Source organism: Paraburkholderia sp. Ac-20336 (assembly GCF_017105025.1).
GTDB lineage: Bacteria > Pseudomonadota > Gammaproteobacteria > Burkholderiales > Burkholderiaceae > Paraburkholderia.
On sequence record NZ_JAAGPS010000026.1, the window covers coordinates 1 to 17872 of the forward strand.

At 65.2% G+C, this 17872-nt stretch carries 12 protein-coding genes; 6 read left to right on the top strand and 6 right to left on the bottom strand.

Going from position 1 to position 17872, the window contains the following annotated elements:
- The 3 genes from GXB81_RS10970 to GXB81_RS10980 all read right to left on the bottom strand — a co-directional run.
- Window positions 1–243, bottom strand: a 243-nt coding sequence (locus tag GXB81_RS10970) for a chorismate lyase (protein ID WP_205989123.1), incomplete at its 3' end; no start/stop codon positions are given.
- Between the two features lie 311 nt (window positions 244–554).
- Window positions 555–2453, bottom strand: a complete 1899-nt coding sequence (htpG, locus tag GXB81_RS10975) for a molecular chaperone HtpG (RefSeq protein WP_205989124.1) — start codon at window positions 2451–2453, stop codon at window positions 555–557.
- Between the two features lie 206 nt (window positions 2454–2659).
- Complete coding sequence (locus GXB81_RS10980) at window positions 2660–4114, bottom strand: PLP-dependent aminotransferase family protein (protein ID WP_167049998.1); 1455 nt, start codon at window positions 4112–4114, stop codon at window positions 2660–2662.
- 291 nt (window positions 4115–4405) lie between these two features.
- Here GXB81_RS10980 and GXB81_RS10985 point away from each other — a divergent pair, with 291 nt between their 5' ends.
- The 6 genes from GXB81_RS10985 (at window position 4406) to GXB81_RS11010 (ending at window position 12268) form a co-directional block, all read left to right on the top strand.
- The gene (locus tag GXB81_RS10985; RefSeq protein ID WP_205989125.1) at window positions 4406–5095 is read left to right on the top strand and encodes a VOC family protein; all 690 of its coding nucleotides are present in this window, start codon (window positions 4406–4408) and stop codon (window positions 5093–5095) included.
- Window positions 5096–5213: 118 nt separating this feature from the next.
- The gene (locus GXB81_RS10990) at window positions 5214–6410 is read left to right on the top strand and encodes a PLP-dependent aminotransferase family protein (RefSeq protein WP_167050002.1); all 1197 of its coding nucleotides are present in this window, start codon (window positions 5214–5216) and stop codon (window positions 6408–6410) included.
- Between the two features lie 98 nt (window positions 6411–6508).
- Window positions 6509–6973 carry a RidA family protein gene (locus GXB81_RS10995; protein WP_167050004.1) on the top strand — a complete coding sequence of 155 codons (465 nt, stop codon included), beginning with the start codon at window positions 6509–6511 and terminating at the stop codon, window positions 6971–6973.
- Window positions 6974–7227: 254 nt separating this feature from the next.
- The gene (locus tag GXB81_RS11000; protein ID WP_167050006.1) at window positions 7228–8127 is read left to right on the top strand and encodes a PhzF family phenazine biosynthesis protein; all 900 of its coding nucleotides are present in this window, start codon (window positions 7228–7230) and stop codon (window positions 8125–8127) included.
- 532 nt (window positions 8128–8659) lie between these two features.
- A complete protein-coding gene (locus GXB81_RS11005; RefSeq protein WP_205989126.1) occupies window positions 8660–11023 on the top strand; it encodes an EAL domain-containing protein in 2364 nt (787 codons plus the stop codon).
- Between the two features lie 33 nt (window positions 11024–11056).
- Window positions 11057–12268: a chromate transporter gene (locus GXB81_RS11010; protein ID WP_205989127.1), complete on the top strand. Its 1212-nt coding sequence runs from the start codon at window positions 11057–11059 to the stop codon at window positions 12266–12268.
- A gap of 65 nt (window positions 12269–12333) precedes the next feature.
- Here the strand turns inward: GXB81_RS11010 and GXB81_RS11015 are convergent, their stop codons facing one another.
- The 3 genes from GXB81_RS11015 to GXB81_RS11025 form a co-directional block, all read right to left on the bottom strand.
- Window positions 12334–12792 carry a CopD family protein gene (locus GXB81_RS11015; RefSeq protein ID WP_205989128.1) on the bottom strand — a complete coding sequence of 153 codons (459 nt, stop codon included), beginning with the start codon at window positions 12790–12792 and terminating at the stop codon, window positions 12334–12336.
- 373 nt (window positions 12793–13165) lie between these two features.
- Window positions 13166–15490, bottom strand: a complete 2325-nt coding sequence (gene parC / locus GXB81_RS11020) for a DNA topoisomerase IV subunit A (RefSeq protein WP_205989129.1) — start codon at window positions 15488–15490, stop codon at window positions 13166–13168.
- Window positions 15491–15560: 70 nt separating this feature from the next.
- Entirely contained in the window at window positions 15561–17546 is a 1986-nt protein-coding gene (locus GXB81_RS11025) for a DNA topoisomerase IV subunit B (RefSeq protein WP_167050016.1), read from the bottom strand.
- Between the last annotated feature and the right edge of the window lie 326 nt (window positions 17547–17872).

Sequence of the window (17872 nt, forward strand, 5' to 3'; positions counted from 1 at the left end):
TACCGACAGCACGACCTCGCGCACCCATACCGGCGCGCGCGGCGCGAGTCCGAGCGCGGCGGCTTCGTCGGCCCATGGTAGCGCGACCGCTTCGCGCGTCACGCGCACCGCGACCGCGCCGAGCGCACGCAGATGAGCAGTCAGGGAACCGCCGCGAGTCAGCCAGTCTTTCTGCGCGGCGCTGAAGGTGGGCAAAGGTGCGACACGCCAGTGCGCGTCGGCGGGATCGAAACGGATAGGCATGGTGTCGGATTATAGCGGCGCGGTCTTGCAGCCCTCTTCATCGCGGCAGTTCACGGCGCCACCTCTGCAATCTGACGCATAACGCCAATGCAAGCGCACCGGTGCATGCGAAAAACGCGTTAGACAAAAACCAGCCAAGCGAAACAACTCACCGCACCCGTTCGCCTCATCGGTCGCAAAACCTCGGGTACAAAACTCCGGGCGCAAAACCTCGGGCGCAAAAAAATGCGCTGCCAAAGCAGCGCATTTTCTCAACCAGGGAGCGTCAATCCAGCAACGGCAGCAACGGCATCAACGCCCCCGACTCACGTTCAACCCGCGCGCGACAGCAGCAACGCGTTGGTGCGCTTCACGAAGCTCGCCGGGTCTTCGAGCGAGCCGCCTTCCGCGAGCAGCGCCTGATCGAACAGCAGATGGCACCAGTCGTCGAAATTCGCGCTATCGGCATGCAGGCCCTTCACGAGCGCATGCTCCGGATTCACTTCGAGAATCGGATGGAACGACGGCGCATCCTGGCCCGCGGCCTTCAGCATGCGCTGCAGGTAGCCGCTCATTTCGCCGTCGTCGGCGACGAGGCACGACGGCGAATCGGTCAGGCGGAACGTCAGACGCACGTCCTTCGCCTTGTCCTTCAGCGCGTCCTTCATCTTCTCGACGAGCGGCTTGAACTCCTCGCCGACCTTCTCCTGCGCCGCCTTTTCCTCGTCGTTCAGCGCGCCGAGATCGAGGTCGCCGCGCGCGACGCTTTGCAGCGGCTTGCCGTCGAATTCGTTGAGGAACGACAGCATCCATTCGTCGACGCGATCGGTCAGCAGCAGCACTTCGACGCCCTTCTTGCGGAACACTTCGAGGTGCGGGCTATGCGCGGCGGCCTGCCAGGTATCGGCGGTCACGTAGTAGATCTTGCTCTGCTCGGGCTTCATGCGCGCGACGTAGTCGGCCAGCGCCACGGTCTGTTCGGCCGTGCCCGTATGCGTCGTCGCAAAACGCACGAGCTTCGCGATGCGCTCGCGATTGGCGAAATCCTCGCCGATGCCTTCCTTCAGCACCTGGCCGAATTCCTTCCAGAAGCCCGCGTACTTTTCCTTGTCGGCGTCGTTGTCCGAATTGGCAAGTTCTTCGAGCATCGACAGCGCGCGCTTCGTCACGCCTTCGCGAATCGCCTTCACGTCGCGGCTTTCCTGCAGGATTTCGCGCGATACGTTGAGCGGCAGATCGGCCGAATCGACCACGCCCTTCACGAAGCGCAGATACGTGGGCAGCAGTTGCTCGGCGTCGTCCATGATGAACACGCGCTTCACGTACAGCTTCAGGCCGCCGCGCTGCTCGCGGTTCCACAGATCGAACGGCGCGTGCGCCGGCACGTACAGCAGTTGCGTGTATTCGCTGCGGCCTTCGACGCGGTTATGCGTCCACGTGAGCGGGTCCTGATGATCGTGCGAGATGTGCTGATAGAACTGCCTGTACTGCTCGTCGCTGATGTCGTTCTTCGAGCGGGTCCACAGCGCACTCGCCTGGTTGACGGTCTCGTCCTCGTCCTTCGTGACCATCTCGCTCTTTTCCGCGTCCCACTCTTCCTTCTGCATCAGGATCGGCAGCGCGACGTGGTCCGAGTACTTCTGGATGATCGACTTCAGGCGATGCGACGACAGCAGTTCGTCCTCGTCGGCACGCAGATGCAGCGTGATGGTCGTGCCGCGCGCGGCGCGCTCGATCTGCTCGACCGCGAAATCGCCCTCGCCCGCGCTTTCCCAGCGAACGCCTTCGGCGGCCGGCAAACCGGCGCGGCGCGTCTCGACCGTGATCTTGTCGGCAACGATAAAGCCCGAGTAGAAGCCCACGCCGAACTGGCCGATCAGCGCCGCATCCTTCTGCTGGTCGCCCGACAGCTTGCCGAAGAACTCCTTGGTGCCCGAGCGCGCGATCGTGCCGAGGTTCGCGATCGCTTCGTCGCGGCTCATGCCGATGCCGTTGTCGTCGATCGTGACGGTGCGCGCGGCCTTGTCGTACGAGACGCGAATCCGCAGGTTCGGATCGTTTTCGTACAGCGCGCTGTTTTCGATCGCTTCGAAGCGCAGCTTGTCGGCCGCGTCGGACGCGTTCGAGATCAGCTCGCGCAGAAAGATTTCCTTGTTGCTGTACAGCGAATGGATCATCAGTTGCAGAAGCTGCTTCACTTCTGCCTGAAAGCTCATGGTTTCTTGGGCCATGGTCGGACTTCCTCTCTGTTGCGAATCAGGTTTCGGGCGATGGGGTGCCGGGCGACAAGGTATCGAACCGCGGCGAACCGGGGTTCGAACCCGCGTCCGGGTCCCGCGGGCGGGCCGAGGCTCACATCAAAGTGCGAGCGAGGCCGCGCCGGATCGTTCGCGCAAATGGGGACGCCCCGGCGCGGTTTCAAGGGGGGCCGGACAGTTCAGGCCGGGCGGCGCGCGACGCCGTCGAGATAGCGGCTCAGAAACGCCGGCAATTCCGGATCGCCGCAATTAGCGATATTGAAGCGCATCCACGTGCTCGGCGACTGCTGCGGCGAAAACAGCCCGCCCGGCGTCAGCAGGAAGCCGGCTTCGTGCCCGGCCGCGGCGAGCGCGCCCGCGTCGACGCCGGTGTCGGCCCACAGGAACATGCCGGCCGTCGGCGTCAGAAACAGTTTCAGGCCGGTCTTTTCGAGTACCCGCACGGCTTTGTCGCGCACGCCGTCGAGCCGCGCGCGCACGCGCTCGACGTGCCGCCGGTAGTGGCCTTCGGTCAGAATCTTGTAGATCACGCGCTCGTTGAGTTCGGGGCTTGTCATGCCGACCAGCATCTTCTGGTTGCTGACCACCCGCGCGACGTCCGGCCCACACGCGATAAAGCCGACGCGCAGATTCGGCGCGAGCGTCTTCGAAAAGCTGCCGAGGTAGATCACGCGCTTCAGCTGATCGAGGCTCGCGAGCCGCGTGCCCGGGTAGCCGGGCGGGCACAGGTCGCCGTAGATGTCGTCCTCGACGACGATGAAGTCGTACGCCTCGGCGAGGCGCAGGATGCGGAACGCCTGGGCGGCGGAGAGCGACGTGCCGGTCGGGTTCTGCAGCACCGAGTTGATGACGAGCATTTTCGGCCGCCATTCCTGCACGAGCGCTTCGAGCGCGTCGAGATCGGGGCCGTCCGGTGTGTACGGCATGCCGACGAGCCGCGCGCCCTGCGCGGCGAAACAGGCGAACATCTGGAACCACGCCGGATCGCCGACGATCACCGCATCGCCCGGCTTCACGTAAATGCGCGAAATCAGGTCGATCGCCTGCGTGACACCCGACACCATCACGATCTGCTCGGGCGACGCGCCGATCTCCAGTTCCTCGAGCCGCGTCTGCAATTGCTGGCGCAGCGGCAGAAAACCCTGCGCGGTGCCGATGCCGAGCATCTGCGCGCCGCTTTGCCGGCCAAGCGTGCGCAGCGCATTGGTAATCAGGTCGCCGTCGAGCCAGCGCGCCGGCAGGTAGCCGAGGCCGGGGCTGCGCTCGGGCCGCGCGCCGGTGTGGAGCATGTTGCGCAGCAGCCAGACGACGTCGATATTCGCCGGCGCGGGTAAGGTTTCGGCGCGCGGGGGCAGTTCGCTGAACGTCGCGCTGCTCTGCCGCTCGCGCACGTAGAAGCCGGAGCCGCGCCGCGATTCCAGATAGCCCTGCGCGACCAGCCGCTCGTACGCCTCGACCACCGTGAAGCGCGACACGCCCTTGTCGAGCGCGAGCTTGCGGATCGACGGCATGCGCATGCCGGGGCGGAACACGCGCTCCTCGATGCGGCGGCACGCCCACTGGACGAGCTGCTCGACCAGCGTCAGCGACGCCGTGTCGTGTGGGGCGGGAATCTGGGCAAGCGGGACGGACATGACGGGCTCCAACTGTACCGAATAGTATCGTGCCGATTGTACCGTTACTGTGCCGGTTGCGGCCGTTACATTGAAGCGTCACGAAGCGTGATGGCGCGGCGCGCAGACCTCGCAAATACGTTGCAAGCGCGCCGCCGCGGACTGCAAACCACGCTCCGCCAGCCATCCGCATGGCCCGCCAATCCGGCAAACGGTTATGCTTACGGCCCCGGCAGCGCCGCCTTTATTACACCTCGCGCGCTGCGGCCTCTTTGCCAGCCCCCCGTTTTCGCCGCTCCGCGTCGCTTAGCCATGACAGCTCATTCGCTCAGTCTCGATCACCTCGTGATTTCCGCCCGCACCCTCGACGAGGGTGTCCAGTACGTCGCCGCGAGACTCGGCGTCGCGCCGGCGGGCGGCGGCGCGCATCCGCTGATGCGCACGCACAACCGCCTGCTGAGCCTGTGGGGCGGCGTCTATCTGGAAGTGATTGCGCTCGATCCGCATGCGCCGGCGGAGGCCGGGAGCGGCACGCCGCGCCCGCGCTTCTTCGCGCTCGACGACCCGGCGACGCACGCGCGGCTCGAAAACGGGCCCTATCTGTCGCACTGGGTCGCGCGCGTCGAGCGGCCGAGGCATCTCGCGACCTGGCAAGCGCAGTATCCGCAGCGCATTGCGCCGGTCGTGCCGATGACGCGCGGCGATTTCACATGGGGCCTGACCGTGCCCGACGACGGCGCGTTCCCGGCCTGGCAAGGTGCCGGCGACGGCGTGCTGCCCTCGCTGATCCAGTGGGAGACGACGCGGCAGCCGTCGCAGGTGCTGGCGCCGGCGAATCTCGCGTTGAAGACGCTGAGAGCCGTGCATCCGCAGGCCAAACTGATCGGCGAGCAATTGCGCTGGCTCGGCGCCGCGCATCTGCTCGACGTGCAGCCTGGCGACGGCGCCGCGGCGCTCGTCGCCGAATTCGAAACACCCGAGGGCCCGCGGACCCTCGCATAAAGCAGCGCGTGCGACTCTGCGGTTTCGTGCCCGGTGGCCTGCTCCAGCGGCGCTCCCCGCCGAGTCGCGCGATAATCGATAATTTGACCGGTTCCAGAAATACCAAGCAGAGGAGAGCATGGACCAAAGCGACCTGAAAGCCCCGACGTGGCAATTGTCCGAACGCGCGCGCAAGCTCACGAGCTCCGCGATTCGGGAGATCCTGAAGGTAACGGAGCGGCCCGAGGTCATTTCGTTCGCAGGCGGCCTGCCCGCGCCGGCCACCTTCCCGGCCGAGCGCATGCGCGAAGCCGCCGACCGCATCCTGCGCGACACGCCCGCCGCCGCGCTGCAATACAGCGCGACCGAAGGCTATCTGCCGCTGCGCGAATGGATCGCGCAGCGCTATTCGAGCAACGGGGTGCAGATCCGAGCGTCGCAGGTGCTGATTACGACCGGCTCGCAGCAGGCGCTCGATCTGCTCGGCAAGGTGCTGGTCTGCCCGGATAGCCCGGTGCTGGTCGAAACGCCGACCTACCTCGGCGCGCTGCAATCGTTCTCGATGTACGAGCCGCGCTACGTGCAGGTGCCGACCGACGAGCAAGGGCTGATCCCCGCAGGCCTGAAGCCGGAACTGACCCAGGGCGCGCGCCTGCTCTACGCGCAGCCGAACTTCCAGAATCCGACCGGCCGCCGCCTGCCGGTCGAGCGCCGCCGCGCGCTCGCCGAATTCGCCAAGACCGCGCCGTTCCCGGTGATCGAGGACGACCCCTACGGCGCGCTCGACTACGCGGGCGAACCGCTGCCGACGATGCTGTCGATGGCGCCCGATCACATCGTCTACCTCGGCTCGTTCTCGAAGGTGCTTGCACCGGGTCTGCGGGTCGGCTTCATCATTGCGCCCGAAGAGCTGATCTTCAAGCTCGTGCAGGCCAAGCAGGCCACCGACCTGCACACGCCGAGCTTCACGCAGCGCATCGTCCACGAAGTCATCAAGGACGGCTTTCTCGACACGCACGTGCCGACCATCCGCGAGCTGTATCGCAACCAGTGCGAGGCGATGCTCGCCGCGCTCGCGCGCTGCATGCCTGAGGGCGTGAGCTGGAACCGTCCGGAAGGAGGCATGTTCATCTGGGTCGATCTGCCCGCGCAGATCGACAGCATGAAGCTGCTCGAGGAAGCGGTCGCGCAGAACGTCGCGTTCGTGCCGGGCGGCCCGTTCTTTGCGAACGAGGCCCAGCACAATACGCTGCGCCTGTCGTTCGTCACGGTGCCGCCGGCTAAAATCGACGAAGGTGTCGCGCGTCTCGCCGCGCTCGTGCGCGCGAAGCTCTGAACGCCCGCCCAGGTGGCATCGGGGCGAAGCCGGCGCGCTGTACGCGCAAACTTCGCCCCGTCTTCATTAACGCAATCTCACTGAATCGAGGACTCAACATGGCTCAATCGAACGTGTACGACAAGCTCAAGGAACTGGGCATCGAACTGCCGTCGGCGGGCGCGCCGGCCGCCGCCTATGTGATGAGCGCGCAAAGCGGCAACACGGTTTACCTGTCCGGCCACATCGCCAAAAAGGACGGCAAGGTGTGGGCCGGCAAGCTCGGTGCGACGCTCGATACCGAAGAAGGCAAGGCTGCGGCGCGCTCGATCGCGATCGATCTGCTCGCCACGCTGCATGCGCACGTCGGCGATCTGAACCGCGTCAAGCGCATCGTCAAGCTGATGAGCCTCGTCAATTCGACGCTCGAATTTACCGAGCAGCATCTGGTCACGAACGGCGCGTCCGAACTGATCGCCGACGTGTTCGGCGAGCGCGGCAAGCATGCGCGCTCGGCGTTCGGCGTCGCGCAGATTCCGCTCGGCGCATGCGTCGAGATCGAGATGATCGCCGAGGTCGAATAAGGCATCGCGCATCGACGGGTCGTGCCGATCCGCGCGGAGCGTGACATGGCACGGCGATGCCGTCGGCATCGGCCCGCCGTCGCAAACAATTAACGAACCGTTCACGCGCAATTCACCGCGCATGGCATTTGAAACGCGCCGCAGAGTGTGAGCCACCTGCGGCGCGTTTGGCTTATCGAGCGAACTGGATCGGCAGCGCGGACACGGATAGAATCCGCGAACGCCCTTCACGCCGGATGCGCCGAATCATGCCGATGCCCGCTCACACCGTCCGTTTCAAACAGGTCGACGTCTTCACGTCGACGCCGTTCAAAGGAAACCCGCTGGCCGTCGTATTCGATGCCGACGCGCTCGATACGAAGCAGATGCAGGCCATCGCGCGCTGGACCAATCTGTCCGAAACCACCTTTCTCTCGACGCCCACCGATCCGGCCGCCGACTATCGCGTGCGCATCTTCACGCCGGGCGGCGAATTACCGTTCGCGGGCCATCCGACGCTCGGCACCGCGCATGCGCTGCTCGAAAGCGGTTATCGGCCGAAGCAGGACGGCAAGCTGATCCAGCAGTGCGGCGTCGGGCTCATCGAACTCGAAGCCTTGCATGACGCCGACGGCACACGCAACGCATGGGCCTTCGCCGCGCCGCCCGCGCGCGTCACGCCGCTGGCCGAACGCCATTACGAAACACTTGCGGCGGCTTTACGTAGCAATGCGATCGATTTCAGCGCCACCCCGTGCGCGGTCGACAACGGTGCGCCGTGGCTCGTCGTGCGGGTCGATTCGGCGCGCAGCTGTCTCGCGCTCGAACCCGACGCGGCCGCGCTCGCCGACCTCGTGCACGCGGCCGACACGCATGGGCTCGCGGTCTACGGTCCGCACGACGCCGAGGGTCCCGCGACGTTCGAAGTCCGCTGCCTGATGGCGGGCCGCGCTTTCGGCGTCGGCGAAGACCCGGTGACGGGCAGCGCCAACGCCGCGCTCGCGGGTCTGCTGAACGCGCAGCAACGGCGGCCCGGCCCGCGCTACACGGTGCGTCAAGGCACCGTGCTCGGGCGCGCGGGCGAGGTGTCGGTTCTTTACGACGATGCGCGCGGCAAGATCTGGATCGGCGGGCCTTCGGTGACGATCGTCGACGGTACGTGCCGGCTGACGTGAATAGCCCGATAAGCGGCCCGATGAGCGACGCCGCAAGCAACGCACGTTGCATAGCGACATCACTCGGGCAAGGCGCAGGCACGCTCGGGCGGCATCACCTGACGCCCTATCTTGCCGCGCCGAACCACAAAAGGCCGCATCGTAAGGCATGGCAATTGCAACCCATGCATATTGAATGACCGATGCGCGACCGGAAAACCCACGCAGGTCCATGCCGTTCGAGAAAACCTATTCGAGAAATCACGCATGTATTGCGGCATAAACATTGCCGGCATGCAGGGCCAATCCGGTTCAAGACAAGTGCGCGCCGCGCCAGCGTATACCCCATGCCCTGACGCTTCCTTAATCCAACCTCATTCAGTAATATCGGAAGGAATTCGATGATCTGTGGACTGTCAGGCACGGCGCCACGCCCGCCCCTTCTGCGCAGCAGCTTTGGCACCCTCTCGGTCACCATGCAGCCATCCATGAAATCAGCGCAGTCGATGCCCGGGCATTCATGCCGAGCCCATACCCGGCAACGGGCCTCACGATGAGTCAGTCCCGCTTCTCCGACCCGCGCGAAGCCAAGCCGCGCCGCGACCCGGCATTCACGCGCCGGCGGGCGTTGCTCGTCATTCCCGCGCTCGGCGTGCTGGTCCTGATCCTGCTTTGGACCGTGATTTTCGCGCGGCTGTCGGTGGAAAAAGAAGCGACTTACCGCGAGGCCATGGCCTCTTCCGCGATTCTTTCCGCGGCACTCGAACAGCATACGATCAAGGCGATTCACCAGGTCGATCAGATCACGCGCTTCGTCAAATACGAGTTTGAAAAAACGCCGAATCATTTCGATCTCGCGAGCACCGTCGAAAAAGGCGTCGTGCAAAGCGAAACACTCGTCCAGGTCTCGCTGATCGACGAACACGGCAAGCTGATCGCCAATACGGCCGAACTCAACCCGAAGCACATCGATCTGTCCGACCGCGAGCACTTCAAGGTCCACGAACACGAGAACGACGACCAGCTGTACATCAGCAAGCCGGTGCTCGGCCGCGTGTCGGGTCACTGGACCTTGCAGATGACGCGCCGCCTCAATCATCCGGACGGCTCGTTCGCGGGCGTCGTCGTGGTCTCGGAAGACCCCGGCTATTTCACGTCCGACTTCTACAACAACGCCGCCATCGGCCGCGAAGGCGTGATCGCGGTGATCTCGGACAACGGCACCGTGCTCGCGCGGCGCACCGGCCGCACCAACGATGCGAGCGGCACCTTCACCGCGAGCGGCACGTATCCGACTTCGGAACACGTGTCGGGCACCTACGTCGATTCGATCGACGGCGTCACGCGCATCGTCTCGTACCGGCATATCGACGGCTATCCGCTCGGCGTGCTGGTCGGTCTTTCGCAAGCCGAAGAATTCGCCGACTACAACCACACGCGCAACGTCTATCTGCTGATGGCGGGCTTCATCTCGCTCGCGATGCTGAGCTTCTTCGCGGTCGCGACCGGACTGATCGGCAAGCTGCTCGGCCGCGAGCGCGAGATGACGCACCTCGTCGAATACGATCTGCTGACCGGCCTGCGCAACCGCTACGCGACGCTGCAGGCGCTGCGCCACGACGTCGCGCAGCCGTCCAATCTCGGGCGTCTCGCGATCCTCTTCATCGATCTCGACAACTTCAAGACCGTCAACGACACACTCGGCCACAATGCCGGCGACATCGTGCTGCAGATGACCGCCTCGCGCCTCGCCGCGGCGGTCGGCGAAGGCGGCGCGCTCTCGCGCATCGGCGGCGACGAGTTCGTCGTCGTGCTCAAGGGCGACGACGTCGAGAAGCGCGCGGTCGCGCTCGCCGAAGCGGCCGGCGAAGCGTTCTCGAAACCGTTCGAGGTCCGCGGCAGCTCGTTCGTACTGCATGCGAGCATCGGCATCGCGCTGTACTCGGTCGCGAACGAAAACGAAATCGACCTGCTCAAGAAAGCCGACCTCGCGATGTACAGCGCGAAAGACGCCGGCAAGAACTGCTACCAGTTCTATTCGCCGCATCTGTCGCATCGCGCGGACCATCTGATGAAGTGGGAACAGCAATTGCGCGTCGCGCTCAGCGAAGGCCAGCTGTTCCTCGCCTATCAGCCGAAGATCGATCTGACGCAGCGCTGCATTACCGGCTTCGAAGCGCTGGTGCGCTGGAATCATCCGCAGCACGGGCTGATTCCGGCCAACGAGTTCATTCCGGTTGCGGAATCGACCGGCCTCATCGTGCCGATCGGCGACTTCGTGATCGAAACCGCCTGCCGGCAACTCGCGCAGTGGCAGCAACAGGGCTACGACACGCTGTCGCTCGCGGTGAACATTTCGGCCGTGCAGTTCTGGCGCGGCGACCTGTACGAAACGATCTCGCACGCGATCGAGGAAACCGGCATCTCGGCGCGCCGCCTCGAACTCGAGATCACCGAGACGACGATGATGGAATATCCCGAAGTCGTCTCCGAAAAAATCTTCGCGCTCAAGCGTCTCGGCGTGCGCATCGCGCTCGACGATTTCGGCACCGGCTATTCGTCGCTCTCGTATCTGAACCGCTTCTCGGTCGATACGCTCAAGGTGGACCGCTCGTTCGTCCAGGCCATCCCGGGCGACCGCAGCGTCTGCGTGATGGTCACGGCGATCGTCAATCTCGCGCGCTCGCTCGGGCTCACGGTGGTGGTCGAGGGCACGGAAACCGAAGAGCAGATTGCATGGCTCGCGGCGCTCGGCCATATCGAGGCGCAGGGCTTCCTGTTCTCGCGGCCGGTACCGGTGGAGGCGATCCCGGCACTGCTCGAACGCTTCGGCGTATGCGGCCTCGGCAACGCGGGCGACCGCCACGCCACGCGGGAAACCGACAACACGAGCAGCGTGTCGAGCACCAACCCTTAAGGACGGGGCCCGCGCACGGGCTCCCGTGGCGCCATGCAGACCGTCACGAACGAAGATGCCGCCGGACGCCGGCAGCCGGAGCCGCTAGGGACGCTGTTCCGGGTCGTGTTCGGCCTGTCGGCGCTCTCGTGGGGCGGCCTCGCGCTGATGGCGCAGCTCGAACATCACTACGTCGAACGCGAGGAGCGGCTCTCGCGCGTCGCCTTCGCGGACCTGATCGCGCTCGCGTGGATGGTGCCCGGGCCGGTCGGCTGCAACGTCGCCGTGCAACTCGGCCACGCGCTGCGCGGACGCGCCGGCGCCTGGGTCGCGGGCATCGCTAGCGTGCTGCCCTTCTTCACGCTGATGACGCTGTTCGCGATCTTCTACCGCACCCCGCTCATCCACGCGATCGCCTCGCAAACGCTGTTGCAGCACTTCAGCGTCGTGCTCGCGACACTGATCGCGGTAACCTGGTACAAGCAAACGCGCGCGCTCGTGCGCGGCAAGCTCGAATGGAGCGCGGCGGTGCTGGGCTGTGCCGCGCTCTTCTATGCGCACAATGCGGCGGCCTACGTCGTGATGCTCGGCGCGGCGTTCGGCACCGGCTGGTTCGCGAGCCGCGAGCGCGACACGCGGCTCGCGGTGTCGCTCGCACGCGGCGACTACCGGCTGCTCGCCGCGCTCAGTCTGCTGCTCGTGCTGTTCGCGCTGCCCGTGCCGCATCGCTACGAACTCGCGCTGCTGTGGCCGCGCCTCGCGGGCGCGGGCATGACGCTGTTCGGCGGCGGCTTCTCGGCGTTACCGGTGTTGAAGATCCTGTTCGTGACGCCCGCGATCGGCGTATCGGATAACGATTTCACGCTGGCGTTCTCGCTGTCGCCGTTGTCGCCCGGGCCGCTATTGAACGTGGTGCCGTTCCTCGGTTATCTCATCGGCGGCTGGCCCGGCGCGCTGATCGCGACGCTCGCGCTGTTCCTGCCGTCGGGCTGCCTCGTCGTGCTGGCGCAGCGGCATCTGCATCAGTTGAAGACGAACCCGCGCTTCGAGCATGGCATGAAGATTTTGCGCGCGGTCACAACCGCGTTTCTCGCGGTGGCGGTGCTGCGCATCGCCGCGCATGTGCCGTTGAAGCCGATCTATCTGCTGACCGCGCTGTTCTCCGCGACCTGCTTCGCGAAGCTCAAGGTACCGGTGTATGCCGTGTATGGGACCGTGGCGGTCATGTGCGGACTGTGGCTCGCGTTCGGCGCGCCGAGCGGGTAGACGGCTTGGCGCGCCTTCGCCATTGTCTGTTTGGAGCGATGGAGCCGCCCGGGCTCACATGAAGCTCAGAACCCGCGCGACAGCACCGCGACGCCGATCGTCACCACGCCGAGCACGATATTGATCAGCACGAGACGCCGGACCGTGCCGACCGCCCGCGCGCCGTCGGGCCACTTCTGCGCCTGCACGGCACGGCGGATGCGCGGAAACACGGCGAAGCGGATATGCCCGAAGATCAGCATCATGACGATGCCGAGGCCGGCCATCGCATGCAAAGGCCAGGTGGCATGACCGCCGCCGAATTGCATCAGCAGGAAGCCGCCGCTAATCAGAATCACCAGCACCGAGACGCCGACCCAATTGAAGAAGCGGCCAAACACCGATTCCCACAGCGGCAGACGCAATTGAGGCGAAAGATCGCCGAGCGCCGGGCGCAGGCAGAAATGCGCGAACACCATGCCGCCAACCCACACCGCCACGCCGAGCAGATGCAGAAAAAGCGCGACCTCGATAGCCTTGTTCATTTAGTTTTCCTCTCCCACGACGCCATACCGTTTAGGACACTTGATCTTGCTCAGCCGCCACTGAGCGCGTTCGACCATGCGTGATGCGGGCAGTTCCGGGGGCCTGCGAATAATTGTGCCGTATTGCTTCGTTATATTGCTTCGCCGTATTGCTACGTTGCATTGCTTCATTTCTGTCGCGGCGCCGGCGGGCCGCCGCGACACCATCGCTGTGCGTTCGCTTGCGACAGTCTGCTGCCACGTCCCGCACGAACTTTTTTGCGATAACCCGCGAGCGCCCCGCATGCTAGCAGGCGCGCGCCGGTTTCTCATGTCAAAGTTTGTTAAATGGGCTTGGCAGCTCTTTCAGTGGCGCCCTCATCGGCTTCGTGAGTCAGGCCGGCAACACCGGACGCATGCCGTCGAGCTTCATCTTGCTCTCGGGCGCGCGGCCCTTGCGCGCGCGCTTGCCGACGTGCGCCGCAAGCTCGGCGCCGGCCAGCTTCTCTTCGTCGACGCGGCCGCCGCGACGCGTGCCGATCAGCACCAGACCGGCCTTGTCGATCGCGAGCGCCTGCACGAGCGCCTCGTTGTCGTCGAGCGCCATCAGCGTGACGCCACGGCCGCCGCCCGAGAGCGTCTTCATCTCGTCGAGACCGAACACGAGCAGACGTCCCCCCGAAGACAGACACGCGACCTGCACCGCATCGGGCAGCATCGGCATCGGCGCGAGCGGCGCGGCGCCTGCGTCGATCGTCATGAACGCCTTGCCGGCCTTCACGCGGCTCACCATGTCGCCGACCTTCGCGATAAAGCCGAAGCCGTTGCTCGACGCGAGCAGCAGCGCCTGATCCGCCGACGCCGCGTAGTAGTGCATCAGATGGCTGCCCGATTCGAGTTCGATCAGCGACGTGACCGGCACACCGTCGCCGCGCCCGCCCGGCAGTTGCGCGACCGCGACCGAATAGACGCGGCCGTTGCTGCCCCACGCGATCAAGGTGTCGGGCGTGCGGCACTGGAACGCCGCATAGAGGCCGTCGCCGGCCTTGAAGCTGAAGCCCGCCGCGTCGAGCCCGTGGCCCTTCAGCGCGCGCACCCAGCCCTTCTGCGACACCACGACCGTGACCGGCTCGTCGACCACGCGCGCTTCGAAGGTCGCGCGCTTTTCCTGCTGGATCAGCGTACGGCGCTCGTCGCCGTACTGCTTCGCGTCGGCTTCGATTTCCTTGATGAGTTGACGCTTCATCGCCGATTCGCTGCCGAGCAGTTCTTCGAGTTTGGCCTTCTCGTCGCGCAACTCGGCCAGCTCCTTCTCGATCTTGATCTTCTCGAGCCGCGCCAACTGACGCAGCCGGATTTCGAGGATGTCTTCGGCCTGGCGGTCCGTGAGCCCGAACGCGGCCATCAATGCGCTCTTCGGCTCGTCCGATTCGCGGATGATGCGGATCACTTCGTCGATATTCAGGAAGACGATCATCCGGCCTTCGAGAATATGAATCCGGTCGTCGACCTTCGACAGACGATGCTGCGTGCGGCGCGTGACCGTCGCGAAGCGGAACGCGATCCACTCGTGCAGGATTTCGCTCAAGCCCTTCTGACGCGGCCGGCCGTCGCCGCCGACCATCACCATGTTGAGCGGCGCGTTCGATTCGAGGCTCGTATGCGCGAGCAGCGTGTTGACGAACTCGGTCTGGTCGATGCGGCTCGACTTCGGCTCGAACACGAGACGCACCGGCGCATCCTTGCCCGATTCGTCGCGCACCGCGTCGACGAGCGCGAGCAGCGTCTGTTTGGTCTGCAACTGCTCGGGCGTGAGCGCCTTCTTGCCGAGCTTGATCTTCGGGTTGGTCTGTTCTTCGATCTCTTCGAGCACCTTCTGCGCGGCCGTGTTCGGCGGCAGTTCGGTGATGACGAGTTGCCACTGGCCGCGCGCGAGGTCTTCGATCTTCCAGCGCGCCCGCACCTTCAGGCTGCCGCGGCCGGTCTCATAAGCAGCGGCGATTTCCGCCTCGCTCGAAATGATCTGGCCGCCGCCCGGAAAGTCCGGGCCCGGCACGTGCTGCATCAACTCCGCATGCGAGAGCTTCGGATTGCGGATCAGCGCGACCGCGGCGCCCGCGACTTCACGCAGGTTGTGCGAGGGGATTTCGGTTGCGAGACCAACCGCGATGCCCGATGCGCCGTTCAGCAGCACGAACGGCAGACGCGCCGGCAGCACCCTCGGCTCGTCGAACGAGCCGTCGTAGTTCGGCATGAAGTCGACCGTGCCCTGGTCGATTTCGCTGAGCAGCAGCTTCGCGATCGGCGTGAGGCGCGCTTCGGTGTAGCGCATCGCCGCCGCGCCGTCGCCGTCGCGCGAGCCGAAGTTGCCCTGGCCGTCGATCAGCGGATAGCGCATCGAAAAGTCCTGCGCGAGACGCACGAGTGCGTCGTAGGCGGACTGGTCGCCGTGCGGGTGATATTTACCGAGCACGTCGCCGACCACGCGCGCCGATTTGACCGGCTTCGCGTTGTCGCCGAGGCCCATCTCGTTCATCGCGAACAGGATGCGGCGCTGCACCGGCTTCTGGCCGTCGCAAACGTCCGGCAGCGCGCGGCCCTTGACCACGCTGACCGCATATTCGAGGTAGGCGCGTTCCGCGTAGTTGCCGAGCGTCAGAAAGTCGCCCTCCGGAGGCGGCGGCTCGTTGAAAAGGTCGAGAGTGTTATCGTCGTCCATCTAGATTCCGTATCCGTGTTTGGCTTGAAGTGTCGTATGCGGCGGTGGCGCTGAAGCTGCAACGCGGCGCTCAGATGTCCGCTTCCACTTCGTTGCCCTTCTCTTCGAGCCAACTGCGGCGCGACGCCGCTTCGCCCTTGCCCATCAGCATCGTCATGCGCGCGACGGTCGCGTCGTAGTCGAGTTCGCCGAGCGCGACCGGTTGCAGGCGGCGCGTGTCGGGATTCATGGTCGTGTCCCACAGCTGCTCGGCGCTCATTTCGCCGAGACCCTTGAAGCGGCTGATCGACCACTGGCTCTCGCGCACGCCGTCCTTGCGCAGCTTGTCGAGAATCGCTTCGAGCTCGCCTTCGTCGAGCGCATAGAGCTTCTGCGCGGGCTTCTTGCCGCGCGCGGGCGCATCGACGCGGAACAGCGGCGGGCGCGCGACGCACACGTGGCCGCGCTCGATCAGTTGCGGGAAATGCTTGAAGAACAGCGTAAGCAGCAGCACCTGGATGTGCGAACCGTCAACGTCCGCGTCCGACAGAATGCAGATCTTGCCGTAGCGCAGGTTCGACAGATCGACCTTGTCGTCCGGGTTATGCGGATCGACGCCGATCGCCACCGAAATATCGTGCACCTCGTTGTTGGCGAACAGGCGATCGCGCTCGGTCTCCCACGTGTTCAGCACCTTGCCGCGCAGCGGCAGGATCGCCTGGTACTCCTTGTCGCGCCCCATCTTCGCGGAACCGCCGGCCGAGTCGCCCTCGACGAGGAACAGCTCGTTGCGCGCAATTTCCGTCGATTCGCAATCGGTCAGCTTGCCCGGCAGAACGGCCACGCCCGAACTCTTGCGCTTCTCGACCTTTTGCCCCGCGCGCGTGCGCGCCTGCGCCTGCTTGATGACGAGGTCCGCGAGCTTCTTGCCGTGCTCGACGTGCTGATTGAGCCACAGTTCGAGCGCGGGCCGCGCGAACGACGACACGAGCTTGACCGCGTCGCGGCTATTCAGGCGCTCCTTGATCTGCCCCTGGAACTGCGGGTCCAGCACCTTCGCCGACAGCACGAACGACACCCGCGCGAACACGTCTTCGGCGAGCAGCTTCACGCCCTTCGGCTGCAGGTTATGCAATTCGACGAAGCTCTTGACCGCCTGGTAAAGACCGTCGCGCAAACCCGACTCGTGCGTGCCGCCCGCGGGCGTCGGAATCAGGTTCACGTACGACTCGCGCATGAGCGGGCCTTCCTCGCTCCATGCAACGACCCATGCCGCGCCCTCGCCTTCGGCGAACGTCTCTTCGCTCGAACGCGAGCTTTCCGCGTAGCGCTCGCCCTCGAACAGCGGAATCAGCAGATCGCTGCCGTTCATGCCTTCGAGCAGATAGCCGCGCAGGCCGTCGTCGTATTTCCAGCTTTGCTGTTCGCCGGTTTTTTCGTTAATGAGTGTGACTTCGACGCCCGGCAGCAGCACTGCTTTCGAGCGCAACAGGCGCTGCAATTCGCCGAGCGGCAGGTTCGGCGAGTCGAAGTATTTCGGATTGGCCCATGCGGTCACGCGCGTGCCCGACCTCTTGTCGCCCTTCGCCGCGGCGCGCGTGACGAGCGGCTTCGCAACGTCGCCGTTGGCGAAGCTCAGTTCGGCGACCTTGCCGTCGCGCCACACGGTGACGTCGAGCCGCGTGGACAGCGCGTTCGTGACCGACACGCCGACGCCGTGCAGGCCGCCCGAGAACGTGTAGGCTCCGCCGGCGGCCTTGTCGAACTTGCCGCCCGCGTGCAGGCGCGTAAACACGATTTCGACGACCGGCACGCCCTCTTCGGGATGCATGCCGAATGGAATGCCGCGGCCGTCGTCCTCGACCGAGACCGAATGGTCCGCATGCAGGGTGACCGTGATTTGCCGGCCGTAGCCGCCGAGGGCTTCGTCCGAGGCGTTGTCGATGACTTCCTGAATGATGTGCAGCGGATTCTCGGTGCGGGTGTACATGCCGGGTCGTTGCTTGACCGGCTCCAGACCCTTCAACACCTTGATCGACGCTTCGCTATACGCGGCGTTTGGCTTTTTCGTGGACATGATTGACTCGGTGCGTCTCGGTTCATCGTTGTCCACAGGTCCTGTGGACAGGTCCGTGGACAATACGTTGAGTTTTCAAAAAAAGCGAAACGAAACAACGGGGTTAGGCGAGGTGCCCGCGCTGCGGGCAAGCTGTTTTGTCGCGCGGCTTGCCGCTGGCGCACCCGCTCGCGCGGTCTCGCGCAACCCGGCCGGCGCGCCTGCCGGGGCAGCCTGTTCGCGGGGTATTGTACTGATTTCGATAACGTCGGCAATTGACGGCGCGCGGAATTGGCCGTCCGGACAAGGCCCGCCAGGGCACGGAGACATGCGCGCGGCGGCGCGCA